Origin of the sequence: Nonomuraea fuscirosea, assembly GCF_003001935.1 — a bacterium.
Classification (GTDB): Bacteria; Actinomycetota; Actinomycetes; order Streptosporangiales; family Streptosporangiaceae; genus Nonomuraea; species Nonomuraea fuscirosea.
In genome coordinates this window covers 33,260-58,370 of the sequence record NZ_PVNG01000032.1, presented here as the reverse complement: position 1 = coordinate 58,370, position 25,111 = coordinate 33,260, and the positions used below count along the sequence as shown (strand labels likewise).

Here is a 25,111-nt window from a genome sequence, read left to right as displayed (position 1 = left end):
ACCCAGGCAGTGAGGAAGATCGTCGATGGGCCGCCAGCATACGTACCAGACCGTCGTGACCTGGACCGGCGACAAGGGCACGGGCACCAGCGGCTACCGCGACTACGGCCGCGAGCACGAGCTGTCGGCCGAGGGCCCGCCCGCCATCCCGGGCAGCGCCGACCCCGCCTTCCGCGGCGACCCGGCGCGCTGGAACCCCGAACAGCTCCTGCTCGGCTCGCTCTCGCAGTGCCACATGCTCTGGTACCTGCACAAGTGCGCCATGGCCGGGGTGGTCGTCACCGCGTACGCCGACACGGCGACCGGCACCATGGCCGAGACCGCGGACGGAGGCCACTTCACCGAGGTGGTGCTCCACCCGGTGGTCACGGTGGCCACGCCCGAGATGACCGAGACCGCTCTCGCCCTGCACGCCGACGCCCACGAGTCCTGCTACATCGCCGCCTCGGTCAACTTCCCGGTCCGCCACGAACCGACCGTCCACCCGGCCGCCTGACCTCGCCGCCGGCGGTCGCCACCGCCGCGTCTAGCTCTCCTCGTCGGACGACCGTCGAGGGCGGGCGCGTACGTGCGCGCGTACCCCTTGCAGGCCGAACAGGATCAGCAGCTCGACCGCGCCGCCGTCCGCGCTTCCCAGCCAGTGCGGCAGTGACGTGTCGAACTCGGCGATCTCGCCGGCCGTCATCGTCAGGTCACGCTCGCCGAGCACCAGCCGCAGGCGGCCGCTGAGCACGTACAGCCACTCGAAGCCCTCGTGTGTCTGCGGGGTCGGTTCGAGCGGTTTTGGTCCGGCGGGGATGATCATCTTGAACGCCTGCGTGCTGCCGGGCCGCCGGGACAGCGGAACGAAGATCATCCCGTGCCGCCGCATCGGCTTCAGGTGGATCCGGGGGTCGCCTGTGCGCGGGGCGCCCACGAGGTCGTCCAGCGGGACGTCGTAGGTGCGGGCCAGCGGCAGCAGCAACTCCAGCGTCGCCCGGCGCTGGCCGCTCTCCAGCCGGGACAGCGTGCTCTCCGACACCCCCGTCGTGGCCGCGAGATCGGCCAGTGTGATCCCGCGAGCGCGACGCAGCGCCCGCAGCCGCGGTCCCACCGCGCCGAGCACCTTCTCTGTCCCCCCGTCCACGAGTCCATCTTGCCAGAACCGCAAGAAAGCGTGCCGATGTGGACGGGTCTGGCGAGACTGAGCGCGTTCCGACCTGGGCCAGTTCCGAAGGTTCCGATGAGCGCGGCCACCCGCCAGCAGAGGAGTTCCGATGAGCACCACCGACATGAGCACGTTCTGGGACGGCGTCTACGCGGCCCGGCCGGCCGCCACCGACCCGCGCCCCAACGACCGCCTCACCGAGACGGTGGCCGGCCTGCCGCCTGGTGACGCGCTGGACCTCGGCTGCGGTGACGGCGGTGACGCGCTGTGGCTGGCCCGCCAGGGGTGGCGCGTCACCGCCGTCGACATCTCGGCCGTCGCGGTCGAGCGGCTTGCCGGCCTCGCCCGTTCATCCGGCCTGGACGACCGGATCGTGACCGAACGTCATGCCCTGCACGAGTCCTTCCCGCAGGGCGAGTTCGACCTGATCTGCGCTCACTACCTGCACACCCCGTTCGACGTGGACCGGGCGACCGTCCTGCGCACGGCCGCGCACGCACTGCGTCCGGGCGGGCGGCTGTTGATCGTCGACCACGGCTCGACCATGCCGTGGTCATGGAACCAGGACCCCGACGTCCACCACCCGACTCCGCAGGAGGTCGCCGCCGGCATCGGGCTGGACCCGGCGGTGTGGACGATCGAGCGCGCCGACAAACCCCGCCGGATCGCGACCGGACCGGGCGGCCGCACCGCTGAGGTCACCGACCACGTCCTCCTCATCCGCCGTACAGCCTGACCCGTTCCCGTACGAAGGAGACCACCATGCCCGCCGCCTCCCGGCGCCGTCGTGACACCCCGCCGCCCCGTACCGGGGGCAGCGAGATCGAGGTCCTGCGCGGCTTCCTCGACTACCTGCGCGCCTCGATCGCCGCGAAGGTCGACGGTGCTCCGGAACCCCAGGTCCGCACGCCCGCCGTCCCGTCCGGCACGAACCTGCTCGGCCTGCTCAACCACCTCACCTTCGTCGAACGCGCCACGTTCCTCGGGGAGGAGGTCGACGGCTGGCAGGCCACGTTCCACGCCGCCCCGGCGGACAGCGTCGCCGACGTCGTCGGCCGCTACCGGGAGACGGTCGAGCGCGCGAACGACGTCCTCGACGGCTGCACCGACCTCGGCGCCCCGCTGCCCCGGCCGGGCCGTCCGGCACCCAGCGTCCGCTGGGCGCTCACCCACCTGATCGAGGAGACCGGCCGCCACGCCGGCCACGCGGACATCCTGCGCGAACTGATCGACGGCACCACCGGCCGCTGACCGAACACAGGGCCGTCTCCAGGGGAATTCGGCAGCATGGCGCCGCTTTCTCCGAGCGCCACCCATGAGGCCGGACCGCTGACCGGCCTGTCGCCGGTGGGTGCGTGAATGTCCTGGCGAACGCCGCAGGAAGAGTGCTGAACAGCGAGACTTTCCTGGTCGTCGCTTTCGGCACGCTTCCCGAGGACACCCATGACCTCCCGTCCATCTGGCTGGGCCTCTCGCTCCTGGCCGCTCATGCCGTACGCCGAGCGCGTGCAGGCGCACCGGTTGCCTGACCGTTGCTCGCGCATGGGACAGAGAGGGAAATGTCAGGACAGGGGGTTCTGATGGACGTGAAACACCAGCGAGCCGAGACCAACGGCGTCCGGCTCCACTACGTCACCGCCGGTGAGGGGCCGACAGTCCTGTGCCTGCACGGCTGGCCGGAGACGCACCGCGAGTATCTGATCCTCATGGAGCGGCTGGGCCACAAGTACCGTTTCATCGCCCCGGACCTGCGCGGATTCGCCGACAGCGACAAGCCGTTCAGCGGCTACGACCCCATGACGATCGCGGCCGACCTGCTAGGCCTGGCCGACGCCGAGCAGGCCCAGCGGTTCCACATCCTGAGTCACGACCTCGGCGGGCCGGCCTCCGTCGCCCTCGCCTACCTGGCGGCCGATCGCGCGCTGTCGCTGTCGGCGATCGAGACGCCGTTCTTCGGCCTCGACTACCCGGGCTACGTCGATCCCCGCGTGGCGTACTGGCACCTCGTCATGCACATGAACATGGACGTCACCCGCTTCCTCGTCGAGGGCCGCGAGGAGCAGTACCTGCGGCACTTCTTCCGCGACTTCGCCTACGACCCGACCGCGATGCCGGAGTCGGAGATCCAGGCGTACGTGACGCAACTGCGCCAGCCCGGCAATCTGCGCGCGAGCCTCAACTTGTACGGCTCCATCCCGGAGGCGGCCGAGCAGACGAGGCGGCTGACGGCGGACCGGCTCACCGTGCCGATGATGGCCTGGGGCGGCCGGTCGTCGTTCGGCGCCCACTGCGTCGACAGCGCCAAGGCCATCGCGGCGAACGCGCACGGCGGCGTCATCGAGGAGTGCGGTCACTGGGTGTTCCAGGAGCGGACCGACTTCATCTGCGCCGAACTCGACCGGTTCTGGTCCAGCGCCTGAGGCAAAGGGGCTTCGGTAACACCTTGCCGGACGAATACTCGCCGCCGTATACTCGCAGACGAGTATACGAAAATGATGGAGAGTGCGGCATGACCAAGCGGCGTCCGGTGAGCAACCTGCTGGCCCTGGCCGTGCTCACCGTCGCCGTCCAACGCCCGATGCACCCGTACGAGATGGCCTCCATCCTGCGTTCCCGTGGCAAGGACCAGGACATGCCCATCAAATGGGGCACCCTCTACACCGTCATCCGCAACCTCGACAAACACGGCCTGCTGGAGGCGGTGGAGAGCGGCCGGCAGGGCGCCCGCCCCGAGCGGACCGTCTACCGCGTCACAGAGGCGGGCCGCAGGGAGGCCGAGGACTGGACCCGCGAGCTGCTGTCCACCCCCCGGCGGGAGCCGTCCTCGTTCGAGGCGGGCCTGTCGGTGATGGGCGGCCTGACCCCCGACGAGGTGACGCCGCTGCTGCGGCGGCGGCTCGCGGCGCTGGAGGAGCGGATCGAGGCCGACCGGCGGGCGCTGGAGGAGCAGCGCGGCGAGCTGCCCAGGCTCTTCCTCATCGAGTCCGAGTACGCGCTGGCGATGCTGGAGGCGCAGGCCGGCTGGGTGCGTTCGCTGCTGGCGGAGCTGGCCGGCGGCACCTTCCCCGACCTGGACGCCTGGCGCGCCTTCCACCGCACCGGCCAGACGCCGCCCGTCCTCGAAGAACTGGCGGAAAGGGGCGCTACCGAGCAGTGAAAAGCCCGGCGGCGGTGCTGCAACACCACCGCCGGGAGACCTCGCGAACCGAAGAACCCGCGAAGCGGAGCCCCGGCCACGAGATGGCGGATCCCACGATAGCCGGGCTCGCTTCCCTCACCGAAACACTGGGAGCCCTCATGACCACGACCACCACCGGCACCGTCACGTCAGCCGACGGCACCGAGATCGGCTACCACGAGGTCGGGCGCGGCCCCGGCCTGGTGATCCTGCACGGCGCCATGCAGGCGGGACACAGCCAGATCGAGCTGGCCCAGGCCCTCGCCGACGCCTTCACCTGCTACCTGCCCGACCGCCGCGGACGGGGCCGCAGCGGTCCGGCCGGCCCCGGCTACGGCCTGCGGCGCGAGATCGAGGACCTGGAGGCACTGCTCGACGCCACGGGCGCGGCGTACGTCGCCGGCGTCAGTTCGGGCGCGATCATCACCCTGCGCACCCTGCTCGAACGCCCGGACGTCCGCAAGGCCGTCGTCTTCGAGCCACCGCTGTTCGAAGAGGCCGACGCCTTCCCCTCAGACTGCCTGCCGCGCCTGGACCGCGAGCTGGCCGCGGGCCGGACCGCGGCCGCGCTCGTCACCGGCATGAAGGCCGCCCGGCTGGGACCGCCGATCTTCAACGCCCTGCCGCGCCCGCTGCTCGAACTGCTCACGGGCCTGATGCTCAGGAGCCAGAAGGAGACCGGGGACGAGCCCTCGTTCGGCCGGCTGGCGCCGACGCTGCGCCAGGACCTGGAGCTGGCGGCGCGGGCCGCGGGAGACCTGGAGCTGTACCGTCCGATACAGGCCGAGGTGCTGCTGCTCGGCGGCACCAGAAGCCCCGCCTACCTGCGTACGGCGCTCGCCGGGCTGGAGCGGGTCCTGCCGCGCGCCCGCCACGTGCTCATGGACGGCCTCGACCACAGCGCCACCTCCAACGCCGCCCAGCGCGGCCGCCCCGAGCGGGTGGCCGCCGAGATCCGGCGCTTCCTCCATAACGCCTGAAATTTCACAGATGCTTGAGGAACGTCGCCGCCACGGGGGCGGCGACGGCCCCGCCGCCGCCCCCGCCCTCGACGACCACGGCGAACGCGACGTCCCCCTTGAACCCCATGAACCAGGCGTGCGACTCCAGCTTCTCGCCGGTGCCGTACTCGGCCGTCCCGGTCTTGCCGTGGGTGCCCGCGGGCAGGCCCGCCGACCTGGCGGTGCCCTTGGTCACCACGGCCGACATCATCGTGTGCAGCCCGGACTTCACCCGGCCGGGCAGCTCGCGTTCGTCGGCCTTCTGCTTGATCGAGGGCACCAGCGTCGGCGGACGCCAGGTGCCGTCGGCGATGGCCGCGGCGACGGAGGCCATCGTCAGCGGGCTGGCCGTGATCCTGGCCTGACCGAACGACTCGGCGGCCAGCTCGGCGCCCGACGTGGCCTTGGGGAAGCTGGGCTTGGCGGCGGGCACGCCGATGTTGAGCGGCTGGTTGAAGCCGACGTCCTCGGCCGCCTGGAGCAGTTTGTCGGCGCCCAGCTTCTGCTCGGCCAGCGGCGCGAAGGTCGTGTTGCACGAGTGGGCGAAGGAGTCGAGGAACGACAGGCTGCCGAACTCCTCCTTGTCGGAGTTGCGGATCTTGAGCCCGCCGACGGTGGCGTACATGGGGCAGGTCACCTTGTCCTCGGGCGACATCCCGGCCGCCAGCAGCCCGATCGCGGTGACCGCCTTGAACGTCGAGCCCGGCGGGTAGCGGCCGTCGAGCGCCCGGTTGAACCCGCCCACGTTGTTGACCACGGTCAGGATCCCGCCGGTCGAAGCCTTGATCGCGACCAGCGAGGCGGGCTTCTTGACGGTCTTGATCGCGGTCACGGCGGCGGCCTGCGCCTTGGGGTCGAGCGTGGTCTCGACCGGCTCGCCGTCGGCGCCCTCGATGGTCTTCAGCGTCTTGTCGCCGAGCCGGATCTCGGTCGCGGGCCGGCCGGCCAGCCGCTTCTGGAAGGTCTCCTGCAGCCCGCCGCGCCCCACCGCCTGCCCGACCTTGTAGGCCGAGCCCAGCTTGGCCACGTCCTTCTTGGTGGCCTTGTCGAGGTAGCCGACGAGCTGCTGGACCGACCCGCCGACCGCGCCGGTGTCGATGCGCTCGCCGGAGGCGTCGGTGATCTCGGCGCGGCCGGGCCAGCTGGTCTTGAGCGAGAACGCCGCTCCCTGCGTCATCGACGGGTGCAGTGTCGCAGGCTTCCAGTCGACCTTCCAGGTGCGGTCGGCCACCACCAGGCCGATCTCGCCCTCGTAGGTCCACTCGCCGAGGTTCTTCAGGTTGAGCGTGGCGGTGTAGGGGACGGTGGCGCGGCCGTCGCCCTCGGCGACCCGGCCCAGCTTGATCGCGGCCGACTCGACCGCGAGTGCGCTGCGCTGCTGGTCGTAGGCGTCCAGTTGCTGCGGCGTGGCCAGCTCGCGGGTCATGGCGCTCTTGTCGCCGGCCTGCCAGGCCGCGGCGAAGCGCTGCGCGGTCTCGGCCGGGGTGCCCCTGGTGTGCAGCACGTAGTAGGCCCCGCCGGCCGCGGCCCCCACCGCGAGCACGGTGGCGCCGGAAACGATCGCGATGGTACGGCCCCGTGCCACTGATCAGCCTCCCGTTTCCCGACGCCGGGTGTCCGTGCCCGGCGTCGCGCTATGACATGCCATTGGACGCCTTGTAACTGGCCGCGTAGGTCGGCACGTATTCCTGCCCCGACAGCCGCTGGATGGCCGCCATGATCTCGTCGGTCACCCGCCGCCGGTCGCGTGCCTTGGTGTGGTCGCCCTCGAACCGCATCGGCTCCCCGATCGTGATGCCGATGGAGGCGGGCCTGGGCACCTTCGCGCCCACGGGCAGCACCTTCTCGGTGCCGCGCAGCGCCACCGGCAGCACCGGCGCGCCGGTCTTCAGCGCCAGCCAGGCCACCCCGATCTTGCCGCGGTAGAGGCGGCCGTCGGGGGAGCGGGTGCCCTCGGGATGGATGCCGAACAGCTCGCCCCGCTCCAGCAGCGCGGCGGCGTCGTCGAGCATGGCCTGCGCGGCGTGCGCGCTCTCGCGGTCGATCGGCAGGCTGCCGCCCAGCCGCATGAAGAAGCTGGAGACGGGGTTGCCGGAGAAGTACTCGTTCTTCGCCGTGAACGTCACGTGGCGGGGCAGCAGCGCGGGCAGCAGGAACGAGTCGAGGATCGAGAGGTGGTTGACGGCCAGGATCGCGGGGCCGGTCCGCGGCACGTGCGCCGCGCCGGAGATGTGCGGCCGGCACATCGCGTTGGCGAGCGGCGCGGAGGCGAACTTGACCACTTCGTACAGCAACGAGCTCTCCTGATCATCGGGCGGGCGGCCACCCCACAATAAAGCAGGCGTCCCGCCGGTGCGGCGGGACGCCTGGGAAAGCTTTTAGGCCGATGTGGCGGTCGCCTCCTCGGCGAGGTGCACAACACGGCTCCAGCCGAACGGTATTCCGTGAAGGCGGTAATTTGCGGCCCGGGGGACACAGACCACATCGGCAATCTTGAGTTAAGCACACCGTCCGGCACGATAGGTAATCGCGGCTTCCGCTTTGAGCGTGGTTTCGACAGGTCGCGGGCCCTCAGGTCCTGGTCCAGTGCGGCTGGGCCACGTCGAAGACCCGTTGCTCGCGCCCCCGCAACGCCACCTCGGCGAACTGCCACAGGATGGCCCCCGTCGGCGCGTGGATCACGATGGAGGGCCCCAGCGGCATTTGCAGCAGCTCGCCCTTCCAGCGCGGCACCCCAGGCGCCAGGAAGCGTTCGACCGGCACCGCGTGCACCGAGGCCACCTCGCGCGGATCGGGCACCGGCTGCTGCCGGCCGCCGAACGCCACCACCGGCGTGATCACGAATCCCGAGTCGGTGACGAAGTCGTCGAGCAGCCCGGCCACCTCGACCCCGGTGACGCCGGTCTCCTCGGCCAGCTCGCGCAGCGCCGCCGCCTCGGGCCGCTCGCCGTCGTCGGCCCGCCCGCCCGGCAGCGCCCACTGCCCGGGATTGCGGCCGCGCGCGGCCCGCCTGATCACGATGACGTACGGGCCGCCCCCGGCGTCCTCCAGCACGCACACGGTGACGCCGGCCCGGCGCACGCCCCCGGCCGGCGGGACCTGCCGGCGGTCGAAGGCGGACAGACGGGCGGTGACCTGCTCGCGCAGCGCGTCGATGGGCGAAAGCACCCCTCAAGGATCGCACGCGGACCCGGCCGCGACTCCGGCCCCGCCGTACGTCAGCGTGGGACCAGCAGGATGCTGAGCATCGTGCCGGCGAGCATGGCCGCGCCCGCGGCGATGGCCGCCCAGCGCCCCAGGGGCTCGCCGCGAGTGTGGCCGACGATGCCCAGCACCACGCCCGCCAGGCCGAACAGCACCGGGATGTACAGGACGGCCACCACGGCGCAGACGAACCCGATGATCGACAGGACCTGGTCGCTCACCCGCGGCCGGCGCGCGGGAGACGGTGGGGGAGGCGGTGGGGGAGGCGGTGGGGGAGGCTGGGGCGGCGCGCCGGACTCGTCCGCGGGCGGGTCGTCGCCTGGGAGCGGGTCCTGCGGAGAGGTCACGGGCGGCTCCTTCCTGACGGTGAACCACATCACACACCGAACGGCAGGCCCTGTCGAGCCACGCGTTTCCGGCATCTGCCCATTTCAGGCGGCTGCCGCGGGCAGGCTGAGCTGCGGCGGCAGCGGGCGGGCGTGCACGACGTCGAGGCGGGAGACGGCCCGGGTGAGGGCCACGTACAGGCGGTTCAGGCCGCGCCGCTCCGCCTCGGCGATGGCGGCCGGCTCGGCCACGACGACGTGGTCGTACTCCAGGCCCTTGCACAGCGAGGCGGGCACGACGCTGAGCCGGCCGCTCACGTCCAGGCCGTCGTTCCACAGCGCGGACGTGAGCGCCTCCACCTCGGCGTCGGCCGCGATCACCCCGACCGAGCCCTCGAACGTCAGCGCGTCGCGCACCGCCGCGACCACACCCTCGCCCAGCCCGGCGACGCCCGTCACGCGCAGCCGGCCGTCCGTCCGGTACGAGCGCGTCGCCGGCACCTCCGCCTCCAGCGCCGCCAGCAGCGTGTTGGCCAGCTCCACCACCACCGCCGGCACCCGGAAACCGGTCGTGAGGGCGATCACCGCGCCGTCCGGCTTGCCGAGCAGCTCCATCCGCGGCGCCCACGAGGTGGCGGCCCACGGCGTGGTGCCCTGCGCCAGGTCGCCCAGCACGGTCAGCGAGCCGTGCTCGCTGCGCCTGGCCACGGCCCGGCACTCCATCGGCGACAGGTCCTGGGCCTCGTCCACGATGACGTGACCGTAGCCGCGCGGGCGCTCGATCAGGCCGGCGAGCTCGTCCAGCAGCACCAGGTCGGCCGCCGTCCACCGGGCGCTCCTCACACTGCGGGGCGGCCTGGCCCACGTGATCGCCGCGCGCTCGGCCTCGCTCAGCACGCCGCGCGCCGGGTCGGGGGCGTCGCCGGACGGGCCGCGCAGCACCTCGTACAGGACCTCCTGCGGCTTGACGGTGGGCCAGACGCCGTCCAGCCACGCGGTGACGCCGCGGCCGATGCGGCGCAGCCAGGCGGCGTTCGCCGTCGCGCCGCGGGACTCGGCCTGCCGGCGCACGGCCGCCACCACGCGGGCCCTGACCCGTTCGCGGCCCACGCCGTACGGGAGGGACTCGCGCCGGGTGTCGTCCACGATGCGGCGCAGCTCGTCCTCGGGCACGCGCCACCGGTAGGAGCCGTCGGCGACCGCGACCGGCCCGACCGGCTTGCCGACGCGGCCGTACAGGGCCCGGCGCAGCACCAGGGCCATGCGCGCGTCGTGCTTGACCAAGGCCGCCTCCTCCTCGTCGGCGGCCGTGACGGGGACCGTCCCGAGCAGCCGTTCCAGCGTGGTCTGCTCGACGTCCACCTCCCCGAGCGCGGGCAGGACGGCGGAGATGTAGCCGAGGAAGGCCCGGTTCGGGCCCAGCACCAGCACGCCGTCACGGCCGAGGCGGCGGCGGTGGGCGTAGAGCAGGTAGGCGGCCCGGTGCAGGCCGACGGCGGTCTTGCCGGTGCCGGGCGCGCCCTGGACGCAGATCGAGGCGTCCAGGTCCGCGCGTACGAGATCGTCCTGCTCGGGCTGGATGGTGGCGACGATGTCGCGCATCGGGCCGACGCGGGGCCGCTCGATCTCGGCGGCGAGGATCGTGCCCCCGCCCTCCTCACCGCGCGCGAGCCGTTCGTCCTCGAAGCTCGTCAAGGTGCCGTCCGACCAGCCGAAACGGCGGCGTACGGCGACACCGAGGGGGTCGCGGGCACTGGCCCGGTAGAACGCCCGCGCGACCGGCGCGCGCCAGTCGATCACCTCGGGCGGGCCGCCGTGCGCGCCGGTGATGTGCCGCCTGCCGATGTGGTACGCGCGCCCGTTGTGCTCGGCCGAGTCCGGCCCGAAGTCGAGCCGGCCGAAGAACGGCGGGCCGCCGGGCTCCTCGCTCAGCTCCGTGGCCAGGCTCTTGAGGTGGCGTCCCAGGCGTTCGGCGCTGTAGCGGTCGCCGGCCACGGTCTCACCGACGATCACGTTGTCCCGCGCGCCGTCCAGCATCCTGCGCAGGCCGGTCCTGCAGCGTTCGACGTGCTCGCGCTCCTCGTCGAGCGTTCCCATCACACCTCCAGAAACGTTAACCGGGTTAAGAGATTGACCAGGTTAACACTTTGGTAGAGTGCGTCCATGACGGGACTGCGGGAGCTGCAGCGGCGGCGTGTGCACGAGGCCATCTCGGCGGCGGCCATCCGGCTGTTCCTGGAGCGCGGCTTCGACGCGGTCCCCGTGACGGAGATCGCGGCGGCGGCGGGGGTCTCGAAGCCGACGCTGTTCAAGTACTTCCCGTCCAAGGAGGACCTGGTCCTGCACCGCATCGCCGACCACCTGGGGGAGTCGGCCCGGGTGGTGCGCGAGCGGGAGCCCGGCCGGAGTCCGCTGGAGGCGCTGCGCCGCCACTTCCTCGACCGGCTGGCCGCGCACGACCCCGTCACGGGGCTCAACGACCATCCGGAGGTGGTGGCGTACCACCGCCTGGTGTTCTCCACCGCGCCGAGCCTGCTGGCGCGGCTGCACCAGCACATGGCCCGCGACGAGGAGGCCCTGGCGGAAGCGTTGGCGGCGACTCATGACGACCTGACGGCCGCGCTGCTGGCCGGCCAGGTGATGGCCACGCAGCGGGTGCTGGCCCGCCGCAACTGGTCGATGCTCGCCGAGGGGCGCCCGATGGCCGAGGTGGAGCGGGAGGCGGTCCGCGCGGCCGGCCGGGCCTTCGCGATGTTGTCCGCCTGACCTTCGCGCGGCAGGCGTTTCACGTCTGGCGAACACCCGTGCCCGCCGAGTTTAACCAGGTGAGAGCGGGTGTAGTTGATACGCTGACGACCTCTTCACTAATTGCAAAAGTATGCAATTGGGGACAACGTGGGGTTGTCTTGACCCAAAAGGAGTGATCATGGGCGAACCTTTCATGCGTGCATGCAGTCACAGGATCGGCTCGAACGGTGACACAACGTGACCGCGGTGATCGCCGCGGGCTGGGGCCGCGTCCGCAACGTGCTGCCCGAACGCGCCGCGCTGGCCGCCATGCGCGAGCGTCCCCGCAACGACCTGCTGGCCGGGCTCACGGTGGCGATCGTCGCGCTGCCGCTGGCGCTCGGCTTCGGCATCTCCTCCGGCCTCGGCGCCAGCTCCGGCCTGGCCACCGCCGTGGTCGCCGGCTCGCTCGCCGCGCTGTTCGGCGGCTCGGCCCTGCAGGTGTCGGGCACCAGCGGCGCGATGACCGTCGTGCTCATGCCGATCATGAGCGCCCACGGGGCCGTCGGCGTCCTGACCGTCGGCCTGCTCGCCGGCCTGCTCCTCGTCGCCCTGGCCCTGGCGCGGGCCGGCCGCTACATGGCCCTGGTGCCCGCGCCCGTCGTCGCGGGCTTCACCGTCGGCATGGCCGGCGTCATCGGGCTGCAGCAGCTCCCGCACGCGCTCGGCGTCCCCGCCCACGACAGCGACAAGATCGCCGTCGTGGCCTGGCACGCCGTCATGGACTTCCTGTCCAGGCCGCACTGGTGGGCCATGTCCACCACGCTGACGGTCGCGGCGGTGCTGCTGGTGGTGGCGAGCGTACGGCCCGCCTGGCCGCTCTCGCTCGTCGTCGTGGCCGCCGTCACCCTCGTCGTGGAGCTGGCCGGGCTGCCGCTGGCCAGGATCGGCCACCTGCCCGCCGGGCTGCCCGCGCCGTCGCTGGCCTTCCTCGATCTCCAGGTGCTGTCGTCCCTGCTCGCCCCGGCCGTCGCCGTGGCCGCGCTGGCGGCGCTGGAGTCGCTGCTGTCGGCCGCCGTGGCCGACAACATGACCGGACGCCACCGGCACGACCCCGACAGGGAGCTGTTCGGCCAGGGCGTCGCCAACCTCGTCACCCCGATGTTCGGCGGCATGCCCGGCACCGGCGCCATCGTGCGCACCGCCGTCAACGTGCGCTCAGGCGCCCACTCCCGGCTCGCGGCACTGTCCCACGCCCTGATCCTGGGCGCCATCGTCTACCTGGCCGCCGGCCTCGTCGCCAAGATCCCGCTCGCCGCGCTGGCCGGCGTGCTGCTGGCCACGTCCGTGCGGATGGTGGAGAAGGACGCCGTACGCGCCATGTTCCGCAGCACCCGCGGCGACGGCCTGGTGCTCGTCCTGACCGCCGTCGCCACCCTCACCCTCGACACCGTCCTGGCCGTCATCCTCGGCCTGGTGGTGGCCGGAGCGCTGGCGTTGCGGGCGATCGCCCGCAACCTGCGCCTCCATCACGAGCCGCTGCGCCACGACCTGCAGCCGCAGCACACCGAGGACGAGCACGCGCTGCTCGCCGAGCACATCGTCACCTACCGGCTCGACGGGCCGCTGTTCTTCGCCGCCGCCCACCGGTTCCTGCGGGAGCTGTCGGACGTGACCGACGTGTCCGTCGTGGTGCTGCGGCTGCGCCGCGTCACCACCATCGACGCCAGCGGCGCCCGGGCCCTGGGTGACGCCATCACCCGGCTGGAGAAACGCGGGATCCTGGTGTACGTCTCCGGCATCCCCGACGACGGCCACCAGCCGCTGGAGGCGCTCGGCGTGATCGCCCGGCTGGTGCAGGCCGGACAGGTGTTCGCCACCACCGGCGCGGCCATCGAGGCCGCCCGCGAACGGCTGCACACCTCCGGCATCGTGCCCCGCCTGGCCGGCTGACCGGCTGACCGGCTCGCGCGGCGCGGCCGACCGCGCCGCGTGGGCCCCCGAGGTGCGGCCGACCGCGCCCGCGCGGGCCCCCGAGGCTCAGAAGGGGCCGGTGAGTTCGCCCAGCTTGTCGGTCAGCTCCAGATTCGCCGAATAGTCGACCGGCACCGCGATCACCGACACCACGTCATCGTCCAGCGCCTTGCGCAATGTCGGCAGCAGCTCGTCCGCGCTCGTGACCCGGTACCCCCGGGCCCCGAAGCTCTCGGCGTACTTGACGAAGTCGGGGTTGCCGAAGGCCACGTGGGAGTCGCGGCCGAGCTCCAGATCCATCTTCCACTCGATCAGCCCGTACGCGCCGTCCACCCACACCAGCACCACGAACGGGATCCGCTCCCGCACCGCCGTCTCCAGCTCCTGCGAGTTCATCAGGAACGCCCCGTCACCCGTCGCGGCCAGCACCTTGCGCCCGGGGAAGGCCAGCTTGGCGGCCAGCGCGCCCGGCACGGAGAACCCCATGGACGACAGCCCGTTGGAGACCAGCATCGTGTTGGGCTCGTAGGTGGGATACATGCGGGCCATCCACATCTTCACCGCGCCCGTGTCGGCCAGCACGATGTCCTCGCGCCCCATGGCCTCCCGGATGTCGGTCACCACCCGGCGCGGCGACAGCGGGAACCCGCCCTCCTCGCGCCCCTGCTCCAGCTCCTCCCGCAGCATGCGGCGGATCCGCTCTCCGGTGCCGTCCATCTCGAAGCGCCGGTCCACGGCTCCCGCCAGCGCGTCCAGCGAGCGCGAGATGTCCCCCTGCACGCCGACGGCGACCGGGTAGTGGTCGTCCACCTCGGCGGGGAACTGGTGCACATGGACGATCTTCTTGTCCCGCTTCGGGTTGATCTTGACCGGGTCGAACTCCTGCAGCTCGTACCCGACGGTGATGAGCACGTCGGCCTCGTCGAAGCCGAAGTTCACATAGTCGTGCCGCATGAACCCGACCGCGCCCAGCGCGTGCGAGTGATCGTCGGGAAACACGCCCTTGCCGTTGAACGTGGTCGCCACCGGCAGCCCCAGCCGCTCGGAGAAACGCACCAGCGCCTCGGACGCGCCCGCCCGGCTCGCGCCGTGCCCGGCCAGCACGATCGGCCGGCGGGCTCCGGCCAGCACCTCGGCCGCCCGCGCGACCTGCGAGGGCGACGGATCCTGCGGCCGGACCACGTTCACCGGCAGCGGATGCAACCCCTCCGGCAGCGGCGCCGACTCCACGTCCTCGGGAATGGCCAGGTAGACCGCGCCGGGCCGCTCGGTCTGAGCGGTCTTGAACGCCTTACGGATCAGCTCCGGCAACGCCTGCGCCGACGGCGCCAGCTCCGACCACTTCGTGATCGGCCGGAACAGCGACACCAGATCCACCACCTGGTGCGACTCCTTGTAGATCCGGTCGAGCCCGACCTGGGCCGTGATCGCCACGACCGGGGTGCTGTTGGTGGTGGCGTCGGCCACGCCCAGCTGCAGATTGATCGCACCGGGCCCGAGCGTGGCCGACGCCACCCCCGCCTTGCCGGTCAGCCGGCCGTACATCTCGGCCATGAACGCCGCGCCCTGCTCGTGACGTACGAGGACGTAGCGGATGGGGGAGTCGGTGAGCGCGTCGACGAAGTGGATATTCTCCTCGCCCGGGATGCCGAAGACGTACTCGACGCCTTCCGCCTCCAGAGCCTGCACGATGAGCCGGGCCGCACGGGCCTGCGCTGACATGCGAAACGCCTTCTTCCATGAACGACTGTTTCCCTGCAACCGCCGTGAGGCTGCCGTTCATTCCATAGTGCCACTGAGCTGCGGAAACCCTGTCGGCAGGCGTTGGCGCCCATGTGCTGACGTCGGCTCTCGAACGGCCCACAGACGGCCCACGGATGGTCCGTGGAGGGGGTCTCCCCTCCTGCGAGGGGTTGTCGCATCAGATGCACGAAGGCATTGGAGGCACAGCAGAACGCCCCAGTGTGGCCGCTCTGCGGCCCTTCCTTGATGAGGAGGTTAGCAACCTGTCGACGACGCGTGAATACTGGATCAGGCACACTTTCCGTGATCGGGCGAGCTCGTCACTTCAGGGGCTCTGGGCTCTGTCAAGATTCCCGGGCCGTTGAGCAACGTGTCATATGCCGCCATACCACGAGGATCCTTGCCTGACAGTGATGGTGGAGGTGAGCGCTTTCCGGCAAGGTCTGACCCATCGCCTGACTGACCTTGTGGTCCTCAACGGGATCTGTCGGCCCTGGCCGGGAGGCGCTCATGTGCACTCACCGGACGCGGCACCTGTGACTTCATAGGAGCCTGGCCAGAGGCCCCCCACTGTCTTGTCCGCGCTGCCCGGCTGGTGTGTGCCGCCCTGCCCTTCGGTCAAGACGACAGGATGATGATGACCTCCATTACACCTGACAACACACCAGTCAGCGAAGTCGCCGGCGGCGTGGACACCCACCAGGACACCCACACCGCAGCGGTCATCGACCCGGTCGGCCGGGTGCTCGGCACCGAGCAGTTCCCCGCCACCCCTGCCGGATATGCCGCCCTGCTGGCCTGGATGTGCATCTTCGGCCAGCCGATCCGGGTCGGGGTGGAAGGCACCGGCGCCTACGGAGCCGGGCTCACCCGGCTGCTGCAGGCCGAGCGCATCGCTGTGATCGAGATCGACCGGCCCTACCGCAAGGCCCGCCGCTTCCAGGGCAAGTCCGACCCGATCGACGCCATCGCCGCCGCCAAGGCCGCCCTGGCCGGCGACCGCACCGGCACCCCGAAACAGCGCGACGGCCGCATCGAAGCGCTCCGCACCCTGCGCATCGCCCGCCGCTCAGCCGTCGACCAGCGCGCCGACACCCAACGCCAGATCAAAACCCTGATCGTCACCGCCCCCGACACGCTACGCCTGCGCGGCCTGACGAGCACGAAACTCATCGCCACCTGCGCCGCCCTGACCCCCGACCGCGACCATGCCGCCGGCCCGCTCACCGCCACCCAGATCGCGCTGCGCTCCCTGGCCCTGCGCCACCAGCAGCTGACCGCCGAGATCGCCGACCTCGACGAACTCCTGCACACCCTGGTCACAGCGATCAACCCCGGCTGAGTGCCGCCCACGGCGTGGGCACCGACACCGCCGGGCAACTCCTGGTCACCGCCGGCGAAAACCACGACCGCATCCCCAGCGAAGCCGCCTTCGCCATGCTCCGCGGCGTCGCGCCGATCCCCGCCTCCTCCGCCAAGACCACCCGCCACCGCCTCAACCGCGGCGGCGACCGGCAAGCCAACGCCGCCCTCTACCGCGTCGTGCTATGCCGCCTGCGCTGGGACCCCCGCACCCGCGCCTACATGGAACGAGGCACCCAAGACGGCCTGACCAAGAAAGAGATCATCCGCTACGTCGCCCGCTAACTCAACGGGCTCATCACCACGACGGACGACCAAGAACGTCACGCTTGACATCCATAGGAGCATCCTCCTGTAGGTCACCGTGCGTGAGGGCCGCTCTGAGGGGTAGGCGCAGATGACTATTACCAGTACGACAAGGGAGGCGCCATGAGCGGCGTTCTTTCCTCCGCCACCAAGACTCCCGTTCAGCTGGCGGCGCTCATCGTCGGCGCCGTGTTCCTGCTGATCGGCATTCTCGGGTTCATCCCCGGCATCACCACCAATTACGGTCAGCTGCAGTTCGCCGGCCACGAGTCGGGCGCCATGCTGCTGGGCCTGTTCCAAGTGTCGGTCCTGCACAACATCGTCCACCTAGTGTTCGGGGTCGCCGGCGTCCTACTGGCCAGGACATGGGCGGGGGCACGCGGGTTCCTGCTCATCGGCGGCATCATCTACCTGGTGCTCTGGCTCTACGGGCTGTTCGTCCCGCACGGCGGCGGGGCCAACTTCGTCCCGTTCAACACGGCCGACAACTGGCTGCACCTGGTGCTGGGGGTCGTGATGATCGCGCTCGGGGCGATGGCGACGCGTGCGCGGCTCCAGCACCGCCTGGACACTCACTAGTGTTCTGCGCCTGCAGTTCGTCGGCAATATCGGGCGAGGGATTCGAGGATCTCTTCGGCGGTCTTCTTCCACACGGATGGCCGCGGGTCATTGTTCCACTGAGCGATCCAGTTCCGGATGTCCTTCTCCGGGGACTGGACGCTCTTGTGCACCCCGCGCCGGATCAGCTGGCCGGTCAGGAAGCCGAACCACCGCTCGACCTGGTTGATCCACGAGGAGCCGGTCGAAGTGAAGCGCATGTGGAAGCGGGGATGCCGGGCCAGCCACGCCTTGATCGCCGGCGTCTTGTGCGTGCCGTAGTTGGCGATCATCTCCCACGGCGCGCTCAGCCCTTGGCCTTGGATCAGTGAGCAGCTGAGCGATTGCACGATACGTGGCGTCGCGGACCGGGCTGGCCGACTCGGCTACCTGCACGATCGCTCACCTGACGGACTGCCCGGTGATGAGGGAGCTTTTCTGCTGTGCAGCTTCTGGCTGGTTGACAACCTCATTTCGCAAGGGCGGCTCGGACCGGCCGAGGACCTGTACACGTCACTGGGCGCCCACGCCAGCCCGCTCGGACTGCTGCCGGAGCAGATCGATCCATCGACGGGCACATTCATGGGCAACTTCCCCCAGGCGTTCAGCAATATCGGGATCATCGTCAGCGGCGTCAACCTGGCACGAGCGAAAGCGGGCACCACGGTATGATCAACCGGCTCATCGTCCTCGGCGCCACCGGCGACCTCAACGCCCGCTACCTGCTACCGGCCCTCGCCGCTCTGCGCGCGGGCGGACACCTCGCTGATCGATTCGAACCCATCTGCGCCGACCGGCGGAACTGGACCGAGGAGGAGTTCCGTCGCTGGGCGTCCGCCCAACTCGATCAGCATGCCGCGACGGAGCCTGCCGAGGTCAAGAAAGCGATCATCGACTCCGCCCGATACCGGCAGGTGGACGCCACCGAGGCCGCCGACATCGCCTCGCTCGTCGCCGGTGACGGGCCCGTCGCCGTCTACCTCGCCCTCCCACCGGCGATCTTTTCCGGTGCGGTCGCCGCCCTCGGCGCCGCGAATCTGCCGTCCGGTAGCCGGATCGTGCTGGAGAAGCCGTTCGGCGAAGACCTCGACAGCGCGGTGGAGCTGAACCGTCTGCTGACGGGGGTCATGTCCGAGCAGGAGGTGTTCCGCGTCGACCACTTCCTGGCCATGACGACCGTCCAGAACGTGCTCGGCAGCCGCCTGGCCAACCGCGTCCTGGAGCCCATCTGGAACAGCTCCCATATCGCCGAAGTCGAGATCGTTTCGCACGGAGTTTTGTTCCGTGGTGCCGCTGGCGTGACGCTGCGTGCTGGAGTTTCGTTGCGGGGTCGAACAGGGCCTCGTGGGCGTTGAGGGGGAGATCGAACCACAGCACGTGGAATCCGGGGCGCAATCCCAGCGGCCTGATCATGGCGGGAGGTCGCGCCAACGTTCGGCCGACGCCAGAGCGTCCAGGCTGATCCGCTCCAGGAACGCACCGCCTCTGGCCAGGCGGCGTCCCACGGGCGTGTCGAGCCCGAGCGCCTGCCCTGCCGCCTTCGTGATCTCCGCCGCCGCGAGCGTCTGCCGGGCGCTGATCATGGTCGAGTGGTACCAGGCGTCGTCGTCGACCACGTAGATGTCGCGGCGCCGCTGGGGATCACGTTCGCGCCTGATCAGCCCCTGCCGGGTCAGGTAGCCCACGGCCATGGAGATCGAGGCGGGACTGACGTTCAGCCGGCGCGACAGCTCGGCCGCGGTGAGCCGGCCGTCCTCGCTCAGCCACAGGCCGATGAGCACGCGCGCCACCATTTTCGGCAGGCCCATCCCGACCGCCATCTCGACGGCTCCCTCTGCCACTTCCAAGGCCGTGCGGTCCTGAGGTTCGGGGGAACGTGCCGGGATGCCGCGCCGTGCCCGCCGCGCTGCCGCCTGGTGCGCCCGCTCGGGGCGGTAGTCGCCGGGGCCGCCGTTGCGGCCGACCTCACGGCTGATGGTCGAAGTCGGCCGGCCCAGCCGCCTGGCGATCTCGGCGTACGAACGTCCTTCGGCAAGGCCGACCGCGATGCGCTGGCGGTCCTGCCGGGTCAACCTTCCTTCTAGCATGGTCCCAGTATTGCGTTCGGCTCCACACAATGCAACGAATCATTGCATTCAGCTGCACCGTCAACGCATCAATACATTTGCTTTGACCTGCACTTACACATATCGATTGATTGACGAAAATTCTGAAAGCAACGTAGCTTTTAAGCATGTCGAACGCGAACTATCGCGTGGAGCCGGTCATTTTGTCCCTGGACCGCGCACCCGCCTTCCCCTTCGATCCCGCGCCTTCGCTCACCACCCTGCGCGCGGAGCAGCCCATCGCTCGCCTGGCCGCGCCCGAGGGCGCGCCCGGCGTCTGGATGATCACCGGATACCATCTGGTCCGCCAGATCCTCGCCGACCCGCGCTTCAGCTCCCGCTACGAAATCCACTACCACCCCCTGGCCGGCGGCCACCTGCCGCCCGCCCCCGTCGGCGACCTGACCGGCATGGACGCACCCCAGCACACCCGCTTCCGCAAGCTGCTTGCCGGCAAGTTCACCGTCCGCAGGATGAACCTGCTCACCGAGCGGGTCACCGAGATCACCCGTGAGCGGCTCGACGTGATGGAGCGGCAGGGGCCGCCCGCCGACCTCGTCGAGGTCTTCACGCAGCCGGTGCCGGCGCTGATGATCTGCGAGCTGCTCGGCGTGCCGTACGAGGACCGCGACCGGTTCCAGAGCTCCACCCGAGCCCTGTCGGACGGCGGGACCGCCGAGGCGCAGTACGCCGCCTTCGCCGAGCTCGGCACCTACCTGCGGGAGCTCGCGCTCGCCAAGCGGGCCAAGCCGACCGACGACCTGCTCAGCGACCTGGCCACCGGCGGCGACCTGACCGACGAGGAGCTCGGCGGCGTGGCCGCGTTCCTGCTCGGCGCCGGGCTCGACACCACCGCCAACATGCTCGCGCTCGGCACCTTCGCCCTGCTGCGCAACCCGGCCCAGCTCGCCGCCCTGCGCGGCGACCCCGGCCTGGCCGTCGGCGCCGTGGAGGAGCTGCTGCGTTACCTGTCCGTCGCCGCCACCGGTATGCGCGGCGTGCTGGAGGACGTGGAGCTCGGCGGCAGGCAGCTCAAGGCGGGCGACACGGTCATCATCGCGATCAACGCCGCCAACCGGGACCCGACCAGGTTCCCCGACCCCGACGTGCTCGATCTGCGCCGCCCGGCCACCGGGCATCTGGCCTTCGGCCACGGCGTCCATCAGTGCCTCGGCCAGCAACTCGCCCGCATCGAGATGCGCGTCGCGTTTCCGGCACTGCTCATCCGCTTCCCGGCGCTGCGGCTCGCCGTACCGGCCGAAGAGCTGTCGCTGCGTACCGACCCCACGCAGGTGTACGGCGTGCACAGCCTGCCCGTCACCTGGGATCGGGGGTGAACGCGATGCGCCCCTTCGTCTCGGTGACGGGTCTGCGCAAGTCCTACGGCGCCCACCGCGTCCTGGACGGCATCGACCTCACCATCGCGCAGGGCACCGTCTTCTCCCTGCTCGGCCCCAACGGCGCGGGCAAGACCACCACGGTGCAGATCCTGTCCACCCTGATCAAGGCCAACGCGGGCGAGATCCGGGTGGCCGGGCACGACCTGGCCAAGGAACCCGACAAGGTGCGTGCCGCGATCGGCGTCACCGGCCAGTTCTCTGCGGTCGACAGCTTCCTCACCGGCGAGGAGAACCTGCGGCTCATGGCCGACCTGCTCCACCTCGGCCGCGCCAAGGGCCGCACGCGCGCCCGCGAACTGCTGGAGCGCTTCGACCTCACCGACGCCGCGCGCAAGCCCGCGGCCACCTACTCGGGCGGCATGCGCCGCCGGCTCGACCTCGCCATGACCGTGGTCGGCACGCCCCGGCTGATCTTCCTCGACGAACCGACCACGGGCCTGGACCCGCGCAGCCGCCGCACCATGTGGCAGATCGTCCGCGACCTCGTTCGCCAAGACGGCGTGACCATCTTCCTGACCACCCAGTACCTGGAGGAGGCCGACGAACTCGCCGACCGCATCGCGCTGCTCAGCCAGGGCCGGCTGGTGGCCGAGGGCTCCCCCGGGGAGCTCAAGCGCATGGTCCCCGGCGGCCATGTCGTCGTACGCTTCGCCGACCCCGACGGGTATCGCAGGGCGGCCTCTCACCTGAGGGTCACCTCGCGCGACGAGGAGTCCCTCACGGTGCAGATCCCCGGCACCGGCGTCAGCACGCTGCGCGAACTCCTGGAACGGCTCGACGGACAGGCCATCGACGTCGCTGAACTGTCGGTGCACACACCCGACCTGGACGACGTCTTCCTCGCCCTGACCGAGGAGTCCTCCCGATGAGAGCGATCACCGACTCTGCGACGATGCTGCGGCGCCAGATCAGGCACATGTGGCGTTACCCCACACTGATCCTCACCTACTCGGGCGTCCCGGTGGTGCTCCTGCTGCTGTTCGTCTACGTCCTCGGCGGCATCATGGGCACCGGGATCGGCGGCGACCGCGCCGTCTACGCCGCTTACATCACCCCCGGTATCATGATCATGACGGTCGCGAGCGCCGCGCAGGGGACAGCGATCTCGGTGGCCGTGGACATGACCGAGGGCATCGTCGCCAGGTTCAAGACCATGGACATCGCCCGCGTCTCCGTCCTCACCGGGCACGTGCTCGGCGCGCTGGTCCAGAACTTCATCGCGATCGCGGCGGTGACGCTGACGGCCCTGCTGATCGGCTTCCGCCCCGCCGCCTCCGCGCTGGACTGGCTCGGCGTGGTCGGCGTGCTGGCGATGTTCACCTTCGCCATCACCTGGCTGTCGGCCGCGCTGGGCATGGTCACCAAGAACGTGGCCACGGCCAGCAACCTGCCGATGCCGCTGATGCTGCTGCCGTTCCTGGGCAGCGGCGTGGTCCCGCCGGAGTCGATGCCGGGCCCGCTGCGCTGGTTCGCCGAACACCAGCCGTTCACACCGGTCATCGAAACCCTGCGCGCATTACTGGCCGGGCAGCCCGCGGGATCCAGCTTCGCGGCGGCGGCACTGTGGAGCGCGGCCATCGCGCTGGGCGGATACCTGTGGGCACGCAGGCTCTACAACCGATGAGGACAGACGTGTTCAAACGCATTCTTCCAGCACTTGGCCTGCTGGTTCTCGCGCCGCTGATCGGCGAGTACCTGCTCGGCAATATCGCCATCGACGCCCTACCGATGATCATCGGGGTGATTCCGCTGTACGGCGGTGGCGCGCTGCTGATCCGCGAGGTGGCCCGTCGGTGGCGGCTGGGGTGGCCGGGGATCATCCTGCTCGGGCTCGCCTACGCCGTGATCGAGGAGGGCCTGCTCACCCGGTCGCTGTTCGATCCCGACTATGCCGGCCTGCGGTTGCTCGGCTACGGGTTCATCCCGGCGCTGGGCATCGGCGCCTACTGGACCGTGTTCGTCCTGGCCATCCATGGGGTGTGGAGCATCACGGTGCCGATCTCGATGGTCGAGGCGGGCTCACGCCGTCCGGACACCCCCTGGCTCGACAAGGCCGGCCTCATCGGGTCAGCCGTCCTGTTCCTGCTGGGCGGCGCGGTGCCCATCGCCCTAGCCAGTCCGGCTGCCCTCTACCCGTTGTCGGCCGCTCAGATCACCTGGACGCTGATCACGGCCGTCTCCCTGATCATCGCCGCGTTCCTGTCCGCTCGATTCCGCCGCCCCCTCCTCCCGGCCACGCCGGCCAGCCCGTCGACCGTCTTCGCGATCACCATCGTGGCCGGGCTGGCGTTCTGGCTCCCCACTTTGCTCGCCATGGTGGGGATCAAGCTGGAGTCCGTCGTGCCCGCGTGGATCACGGTCGGCTTCTACCTCGCGCTCTACGCCACGATGACGCTGCTCGTCCTGCGCTGGTCCCGGCGCATGGGGTGGGGCCCCTGGCACAGGTTCGCCCTGGGCGCTGCCGGCCTGGTCACCTACGCCTGGCACGGCTTCCCGCAGCCGCCGAGTTTCCCAGCGCCCGCGCATGTGGACCTCATCGGCAACGCGGTCTTCGCGCTGGCCGCCCTCGGGCTGCTCGCCTTTGTGGTGGTACGGCTCCGCCGCACCGCTCCGCCAACTTGATCTTTAGCGTTGGCGCATGGGAAATCGCTCCAGATTCTTAAGGGCAAGCTCGGCTTGGCCTTGCCATCGTAGGAGGTGACCGGGGGCCGCACAGTGCTCCTCCTACGCCGAGACCGCCTTGTCGGAATTGAGGTGGCGATAGATCGTGGCGCGGCTGACGCCAAGCCGGTCGGCGATCTGCTGGACGGTGTAGCGGCGCTCGCCGTGATCGCCCTTCATCTCGTACAGCGCGCGGGCCATCTCCACCCCGTGGGCGTCCAGGACCGCCGGCCGCCCCCCGACGCGGCCGCGTGCTCGGGCCGAGGCCAGTCCTTCGAGGGTGCCCTCGACGATGAGTTCGCGGAGGAACTCGTCGAAGGCGCCGAACATGTGAAACTGCAGGCGTCCACCCGGTGTGGAAGTGTCGATGCCCTGCTTGAGCACCAAGAGATCGACCTCGCGCTCGCGGAGCTGCGCCGCCAAGTCCAACAGGTGGCGCAGCGAACGAGCGGCGCGCGACAGACGGGCGATGACGAAGGTGTCGCCAGGCCTGAGGTAGTCCAGCGCCTTGTCGAGCTCAGGGCGTCGATCGACCTTCCCCGATGCCTTGTCGACGAAGATTCGGTCGCAACCGGCCTCTGTGAGGGCGTCGCGCTGGCTGTCGGGGTTCTGGTCGCGGGTGGACACCCTGCCGTAGCCCAATGCCGTGTAGATAGCGATCTTGCTGGTAGCGTCGCTCGGTGATCTTGTCGGGTGATGCGGGCGGCCCGAGCACCGCGACGCTCGCGGGCACGCGAACACGCTCCCGGCCGGAATCAACTCCCTGCACACGACCCACACCCCAGGCCCTGCCGGAGCCCTCCGACGGCCCATCATCACCCGAGTCTGAACCCCGATCCCACTCTAGAAAAGACCACCAAGATCTTCAGGACACTCCTAGTCGCGGGAGCCCGAGCCGAGGGGCGGTGGGAAGCGAAGCACCCAGCGGCGCTGCCATGGGGTTTCGACGGCCCGGCGGTGGTGGTGCTCGCGGGTCCAGGCGACAGCGTCGGCCGGGTCGAGACCGGCCAGTATGGACAGACAGGCCACGACGGTGCCGGTGCGGCCGACGCCGCCCCCGCAGGCGACCTCCGCCGCGGCTCCCGCCCGCGCTCGCTCGTACAGCGCGCGGATCTGTCGCATGGCCGCGTCGCGGTCGCGGGGCAGCAGGAAGTCGGGCCACTGAATCCAGGAGTGCGGCCACCGCAGCTCGTCCTCGTGGCGGCGGCGGAGCCCGTCGGAGCCCAGGTAAAGGCCGAAATCGGGCCTGGGCCCCTCCGGCAGCGGATGGCGAAGGCCGCGGCCGCGGATCCAGGTGCCGTCGGGGAGCCGGAAGGCGCCTACGAGCGGCGGCCCGCCCAGCGGACGGGCGGCCGTACTGTCCATGGGGTCGTTCATGGG

28 protein-coding genes are annotated in these 25,111 nt (G+C 70.7%); 17 read left to right on the top strand and 11 right to left on the bottom strand.

The features are described 5' to 3' along the window. Positions 1 to 25: 25 nt before the first annotated feature. Positions 26 to 496, top strand: a complete 471-nt coding sequence (locus B0I32_RS50085; RefSeq protein ID WP_106251872.1) for an OsmC family protein — start codon at positions 26 to 28, stop codon at positions 494 to 496. A gap of 30 nt (positions 497 to 526) precedes the next feature. Here the strand turns inward: B0I32_RS50085 and B0I32_RS50080 are convergent, their stop codons facing one another. Continuing rightward, positions 527 to 1,126, bottom strand: a complete 600-nt coding sequence (locus B0I32_RS50080; protein WP_106251870.1) for a helix-turn-helix domain-containing protein — start codon at positions 1,124 to 1,126, stop codon at positions 527 to 529. Positions 1,127 to 1,256: 130 nt separating this feature from the next. Between B0I32_RS50080 and B0I32_RS50075 the strand changes: the two genes are divergently transcribed. The 5 genes from B0I32_RS50075 to B0I32_RS50055 all read left to right on the top strand — a co-directional run bounded on the left by B0I32_RS50075 (position 1,257) and on the right by B0I32_RS50055 (position 5,305). Further along, positions 1,257 to 1,883, top strand: coding sequence for a class I SAM-dependent methyltransferase (locus B0I32_RS50075; RefSeq protein WP_106251868.1), 627 nt, complete (start codon positions 1,257 to 1,259; stop codon positions 1,881 to 1,883). A gap of 26 nt (positions 1,884 to 1,909) precedes the next feature. Beyond that, positions 1,910 to 2,398 (top strand): DinB family protein, encoded by a 489-nt coding sequence (locus tag B0I32_RS50070; RefSeq protein ID WP_106251866.1) that lies wholly within the window; start codon positions 1,910 to 1,912, stop codon positions 2,396 to 2,398. Positions 2,399 to 2,727: 329 nt separating this feature from the next. Further along, positions 2,728 to 3,567: an alpha/beta fold hydrolase gene (locus B0I32_RS50065; protein WP_181308673.1), complete on the top strand. Its 840-nt coding sequence runs from the start codon at positions 2,728 to 2,730 to the stop codon at positions 3,565 to 3,567. Between the two features lie 89 nt (positions 3,568 to 3,656). Further along, entirely contained in the window at positions 3,657 to 4,304 is a 648-nt protein-coding gene (locus B0I32_RS50060; protein WP_106251863.1) for a PadR family transcriptional regulator, read from the top strand. A 140-nt stretch (positions 4,305 to 4,444) separates the two neighbouring features. Beyond that, positions 4,445 to 5,305 (top strand): alpha/beta fold hydrolase, encoded by an 861-nt coding sequence (locus tag B0I32_RS50055; protein WP_181308672.1) that lies wholly within the window; start codon positions 4,445 to 4,447, stop codon positions 5,303 to 5,305. A gap of 4 nt (positions 5,306 to 5,309) precedes the next feature. Here the strand turns inward: B0I32_RS50055 and B0I32_RS50050 are convergent, their stop codons facing one another. The 5 genes from B0I32_RS50050 to B0I32_RS50025 all read right to left on the bottom strand — a co-directional run bounded on the left by B0I32_RS50050 (position 5,310) and on the right by B0I32_RS50025 (position 10,953). Continuing rightward, positions 5,310 to 6,911 carry a penicillin-binding transpeptidase domain-containing protein gene (locus B0I32_RS50050; protein WP_106251859.1) on the bottom strand — a complete coding sequence of 534 codons (1,602 nt, stop codon included), beginning with the start codon at positions 6,909 to 6,911 and terminating at the stop codon, positions 5,310 to 5,312. 49 nt (positions 6,912 to 6,960) lie between these two features. Further along, a complete protein-coding gene (locus tag B0I32_RS50045) occupies positions 6,961 to 7,620 on the bottom strand; it encodes a lysophospholipid acyltransferase family protein (RefSeq protein ID WP_245956645.1) in 660 nt (219 codons plus the stop codon). Positions 7,621 to 7,897: 277 nt separating this feature from the next. After that, positions 7,898 to 8,494, bottom strand: a complete 597-nt coding sequence (locus tag B0I32_RS50040; protein WP_106251857.1) for an NUDIX hydrolase — start codon at positions 8,492 to 8,494, stop codon at positions 7,898 to 7,900. A 50-nt stretch (positions 8,495 to 8,544) separates the two neighbouring features. Beyond that, entirely contained in the window at positions 8,545 to 8,877 is a 333-nt protein-coding gene (locus B0I32_RS59265) for a hypothetical protein (RefSeq protein WP_219912430.1), read from the bottom strand. A gap of 84 nt (positions 8,878 to 8,961) precedes the next feature. Then, positions 8,962 to 10,953, bottom strand: a complete 1,992-nt coding sequence (locus B0I32_RS50025) for a HelD family protein (protein WP_106251853.1) — start codon at positions 10,951 to 10,953, stop codon at positions 8,962 to 8,964. A gap of 66 nt (positions 10,954 to 11,019) precedes the next feature. Between B0I32_RS50025 and B0I32_RS61220 the strand changes: the two genes are divergently transcribed. Both B0I32_RS61220 and B0I32_RS50015 read left to right on the top strand, forming a co-directional pair. After that, on the top strand, positions 11,020 to 11,622 hold the full coding sequence (locus B0I32_RS61220) for a TetR family transcriptional regulator (protein ID WP_106251852.1): 603 nt from the start codon (positions 11,020 to 11,022) through the stop codon (positions 11,620 to 11,622). Between the two features lie 291 nt (positions 11,623 to 11,913). Further along, a complete protein-coding gene (locus B0I32_RS50015) occupies positions 11,914 to 13,536 on the top strand; it encodes a SulP family inorganic anion transporter (RefSeq protein WP_106251947.1) in 1,623 nt (540 codons plus the stop codon). Positions 13,537 to 13,623: 87 nt separating this feature from the next. On the opposite strand, the gene B0I32_RS50010 is transcribed toward B0I32_RS50015, so the two are convergent. Continuing rightward, positions 13,624 to 15,279 carry an acetolactate synthase large subunit gene (locus tag B0I32_RS50010; RefSeq protein WP_106251850.1) on the bottom strand — a complete coding sequence of 552 codons (1,656 nt, stop codon included), beginning with the start codon at positions 15,277 to 15,279 and terminating at the stop codon, positions 13,624 to 13,626. Between the two features lie 709 nt (positions 15,280 to 15,988). Here B0I32_RS50010 and B0I32_RS61890 point away from each other — a divergent pair. From B0I32_RS61890 to B0I32_RS50000, 3 genes are all read left to right on the top strand, one after another. Further along, the gene (locus B0I32_RS61890) at positions 15,989 to 16,642 is read left to right on the top strand and encodes an IS110 family transposase (protein ID WP_425438153.1); all 654 of its coding nucleotides are present in this window, start codon (positions 15,989 to 15,991) and stop codon (positions 16,640 to 16,642) included. Between the two features lie 14 nt (positions 16,643 to 16,656). Then, positions 16,657 to 16,947: a transposase gene (locus tag B0I32_RS61885; RefSeq protein WP_425438152.1), complete on the top strand. Its 291-nt coding sequence runs from the start codon at positions 16,657 to 16,659 to the stop codon at positions 16,945 to 16,947. A gap of 144 nt (positions 16,948 to 17,091) precedes the next feature. After that, complete coding sequence (locus tag B0I32_RS50000) at positions 17,092 to 17,547, top strand: DUF4383 domain-containing protein (RefSeq protein ID WP_106251849.1); 456 nt, start codon at positions 17,092 to 17,094, stop codon at positions 17,545 to 17,547. Here the strand turns inward: B0I32_RS50000 and B0I32_RS49995 are convergent. After that, positions 17,544 to 17,858 (bottom strand): transposase, encoded by a 315-nt coding sequence (locus tag B0I32_RS49995; RefSeq protein WP_245956643.1) that lies wholly within the window; start codon positions 17,856 to 17,858, stop codon positions 17,544 to 17,546. The two genes, B0I32_RS50000 and B0I32_RS49995, sit on opposite strands and share 4 nt — an antisense overlap. On the opposite strand from B0I32_RS49995, the gene B0I32_RS49990 reads away from it, so the two are divergent. Continuing rightward, a complete protein-coding gene (locus B0I32_RS49990) occupies positions 17,848 to 18,237 on the top strand; it encodes a glycoside hydrolase family 15 protein (protein ID WP_219912429.1) in 390 nt (129 codons plus the stop codon). The genes B0I32_RS49995 and B0I32_RS49990 overlap by 11 nt on opposite strands. Then, positions 18,234 to 18,920, top strand: coding sequence for a hypothetical protein (locus tag B0I32_RS49985; RefSeq protein ID WP_106251847.1), 687 nt, complete (start codon positions 18,234 to 18,236; stop codon positions 18,918 to 18,920). The genes B0I32_RS49990 and B0I32_RS49985 overlap by 4 nt, the downstream gene beginning before the upstream one ends. Positions 18,921 to 18,974: 54 nt before the next feature. Here the strand turns inward: B0I32_RS49985 and B0I32_RS49980 are convergent, their stop codons facing one another. Beyond that, complete coding sequence (locus tag B0I32_RS49980; protein WP_245956642.1) at positions 18,975 to 19,652, bottom strand: GbsR/MarR family transcriptional regulator; 678 nt, start codon at positions 19,650 to 19,652, stop codon at positions 18,975 to 18,977. Positions 19,653 to 19,798: 146 nt separating this feature from the next. On the opposite strand from B0I32_RS49980, the gene B0I32_RS49975 reads away from it, so the two are divergent. Genes B0I32_RS49975 through B0I32_RS49960 form a run of 4 tightly spaced genes read left to right on the top strand, consistent with a single transcriptional unit; the run spans position 19,799 to position 23,692 of the window. Further along, complete coding sequence (locus B0I32_RS49975) at positions 19,799 to 21,007, top strand: cytochrome P450 (protein WP_106251843.1); 1,209 nt, start codon at positions 19,799 to 19,801, stop codon at positions 21,005 to 21,007. A gap of 5 nt (positions 21,008 to 21,012) precedes the next feature. Next, positions 21,013 to 21,939: an ATP-binding cassette domain-containing protein gene (locus B0I32_RS49970; protein ID WP_106251946.1), complete on the top strand. Its 927-nt coding sequence runs from the start codon at positions 21,013 to 21,015 to the stop codon at positions 21,937 to 21,939. Next, the gene (locus B0I32_RS49965) at positions 21,936 to 22,694 is read left to right on the top strand and encodes an ABC transporter permease (RefSeq protein WP_106251841.1); all 759 of its coding nucleotides are present in this window, start codon (positions 21,936 to 21,938) and stop codon (positions 22,692 to 22,694) included. The genes B0I32_RS49970 and B0I32_RS49965 overlap by 4 nt, the downstream gene beginning before the upstream one ends. A gap of 8 nt (positions 22,695 to 22,702) precedes the next feature. Further along, positions 22,703 to 23,692, top strand: a complete 990-nt coding sequence (locus B0I32_RS49960; protein ID WP_106251839.1) for a hypothetical protein — start codon at positions 22,703 to 22,705, stop codon at positions 23,690 to 23,692. A 102-nt stretch (positions 23,693 to 23,794) separates the two neighbouring features. On the opposite strand, the gene B0I32_RS49955 is transcribed toward B0I32_RS49960, so the two are convergent. Beyond that, positions 23,795 to 24,373: a recombinase family protein gene (locus B0I32_RS49955; RefSeq protein ID WP_281262672.1), complete on the bottom strand. Its 579-nt coding sequence runs from the start codon at positions 24,371 to 24,373 to the stop codon at positions 23,795 to 23,797. 234 nt (positions 24,374 to 24,607) lie between these two features. Continuing rightward, positions 24,608 to 25,108, bottom strand: a complete 501-nt coding sequence (locus B0I32_RS49950) for a phosphatase domain-containing protein (protein WP_106251837.1) — start codon at positions 25,106 to 25,108, stop codon at positions 24,608 to 24,610. Positions 25,109 to 25,111 lie beyond the last annotated feature (3 nt).

What these genes read in the sequence shown, in the direction of transcription:
- B0I32_RS50085 (WP_106251872.1), top strand. Translation starts at nt 26, where the DNA reads ATGGGCCGCCAGCATACGTACCAGACCGTCGTGACCTGGACCGGCGAC.
- B0I32_RS50075 (WP_106251868.1), top strand. Translation starts at nt 1,257, where the DNA reads ATGAGCACCACCGACATGAGCACGTTCTGGGACGGCGTCTACGCGGCC.
- B0I32_RS50070 (WP_106251866.1), top strand. Translation starts at nt 1,910, where the DNA reads ATGCCCGCCGCCTCCCGGCGCCGTCGTGACACCCCGCCGCCCCGTACC.
- B0I32_RS50065 (WP_181308673.1), top strand. Translation starts at nt 2,728, where the DNA reads ATGGACGTGAAACACCAGCGAGCCGAGACCAACGGCGTCCGGCTCCAC.
- B0I32_RS50060 (WP_106251863.1), top strand. Translation starts at nt 3,657, where the DNA reads ATGACCAAGCGGCGTCCGGTGAGCAACCTGCTGGCCCTGGCCGTGCTC.
- B0I32_RS50055 (WP_181308672.1), top strand. Translation starts at nt 4,445, where the DNA reads ATGACCACGACCACCACCGGCACCGTCACGTCAGCCGACGGCACCGAG.
- B0I32_RS50025 (WP_106251853.1), bottom strand. Translation starts at nt 10,953, where the DNA reads ATGGGAACGCTCGACGAGGAGCGCGAGCACGTCGAACGCTGCAGGACC.
- B0I32_RS61220 (WP_106251852.1), top strand. Translation starts at nt 11,020, where the DNA reads ATGACGGGACTGCGGGAGCTGCAGCGGCGGCGTGTGCACGAGGCCATC.
- B0I32_RS50015 (WP_106251947.1), top strand. Translation starts at nt 11,914, where the DNA reads ATGCGCGAGCGTCCCCGCAACGACCTGCTGGCCGGGCTCACGGTGGCG.
- B0I32_RS50010 (WP_106251850.1), bottom strand. Translation starts at nt 15,279, where the DNA reads ATGTCAGCGCAGGCCCGTGCGGCCCGGCTCATCGTGCAGGCTCTGGAG.
- B0I32_RS50000 (WP_106251849.1), top strand. Translation starts at nt 17,092, where the DNA reads ATGAGCGGCGTTCTTTCCTCCGCCACCAAGACTCCCGTTCAGCTGGCG.
- B0I32_RS49995 (WP_245956643.1), bottom strand. Translation starts at nt 17,858, where the DNA reads ATGATCGCCAACTACGGCACGCACAAGACGCCGGCGATCAAGGCGTGG.
- B0I32_RS49985 (WP_106251847.1), top strand. Translation starts at nt 18,234, where the DNA reads ATGATCAACCGGCTCATCGTCCTCGGCGCCACCGGCGACCTCAACGCC.
- B0I32_RS49980 (WP_245956642.1), bottom strand. Translation starts at nt 19,652, where the DNA reads ATGCTAGAAGGAAGGTTGACCCGGCAGGACCGCCAGCGCATCGCGGTC.
- B0I32_RS49975 (WP_106251843.1), top strand. Translation starts at nt 19,799, where the DNA reads ATGTCGAACGCGAACTATCGCGTGGAGCCGGTCATTTTGTCCCTGGAC.
- B0I32_RS49970 (WP_106251946.1), top strand. Translation starts at nt 21,013, where the DNA reads ATGCGCCCCTTCGTCTCGGTGACGGGTCTGCGCAAGTCCTACGGCGCC.
- B0I32_RS49965 (WP_106251841.1), top strand. Translation starts at nt 21,936, where the DNA reads ATGAGAGCGATCACCGACTCTGCGACGATGCTGCGGCGCCAGATCAGG.
- B0I32_RS49950 (WP_106251837.1), bottom strand. Translation starts at nt 25,108, where the DNA reads ATGAACGACCCCATGGACAGTACGGCCGCCCGTCCGCTGGGCGGGCCG.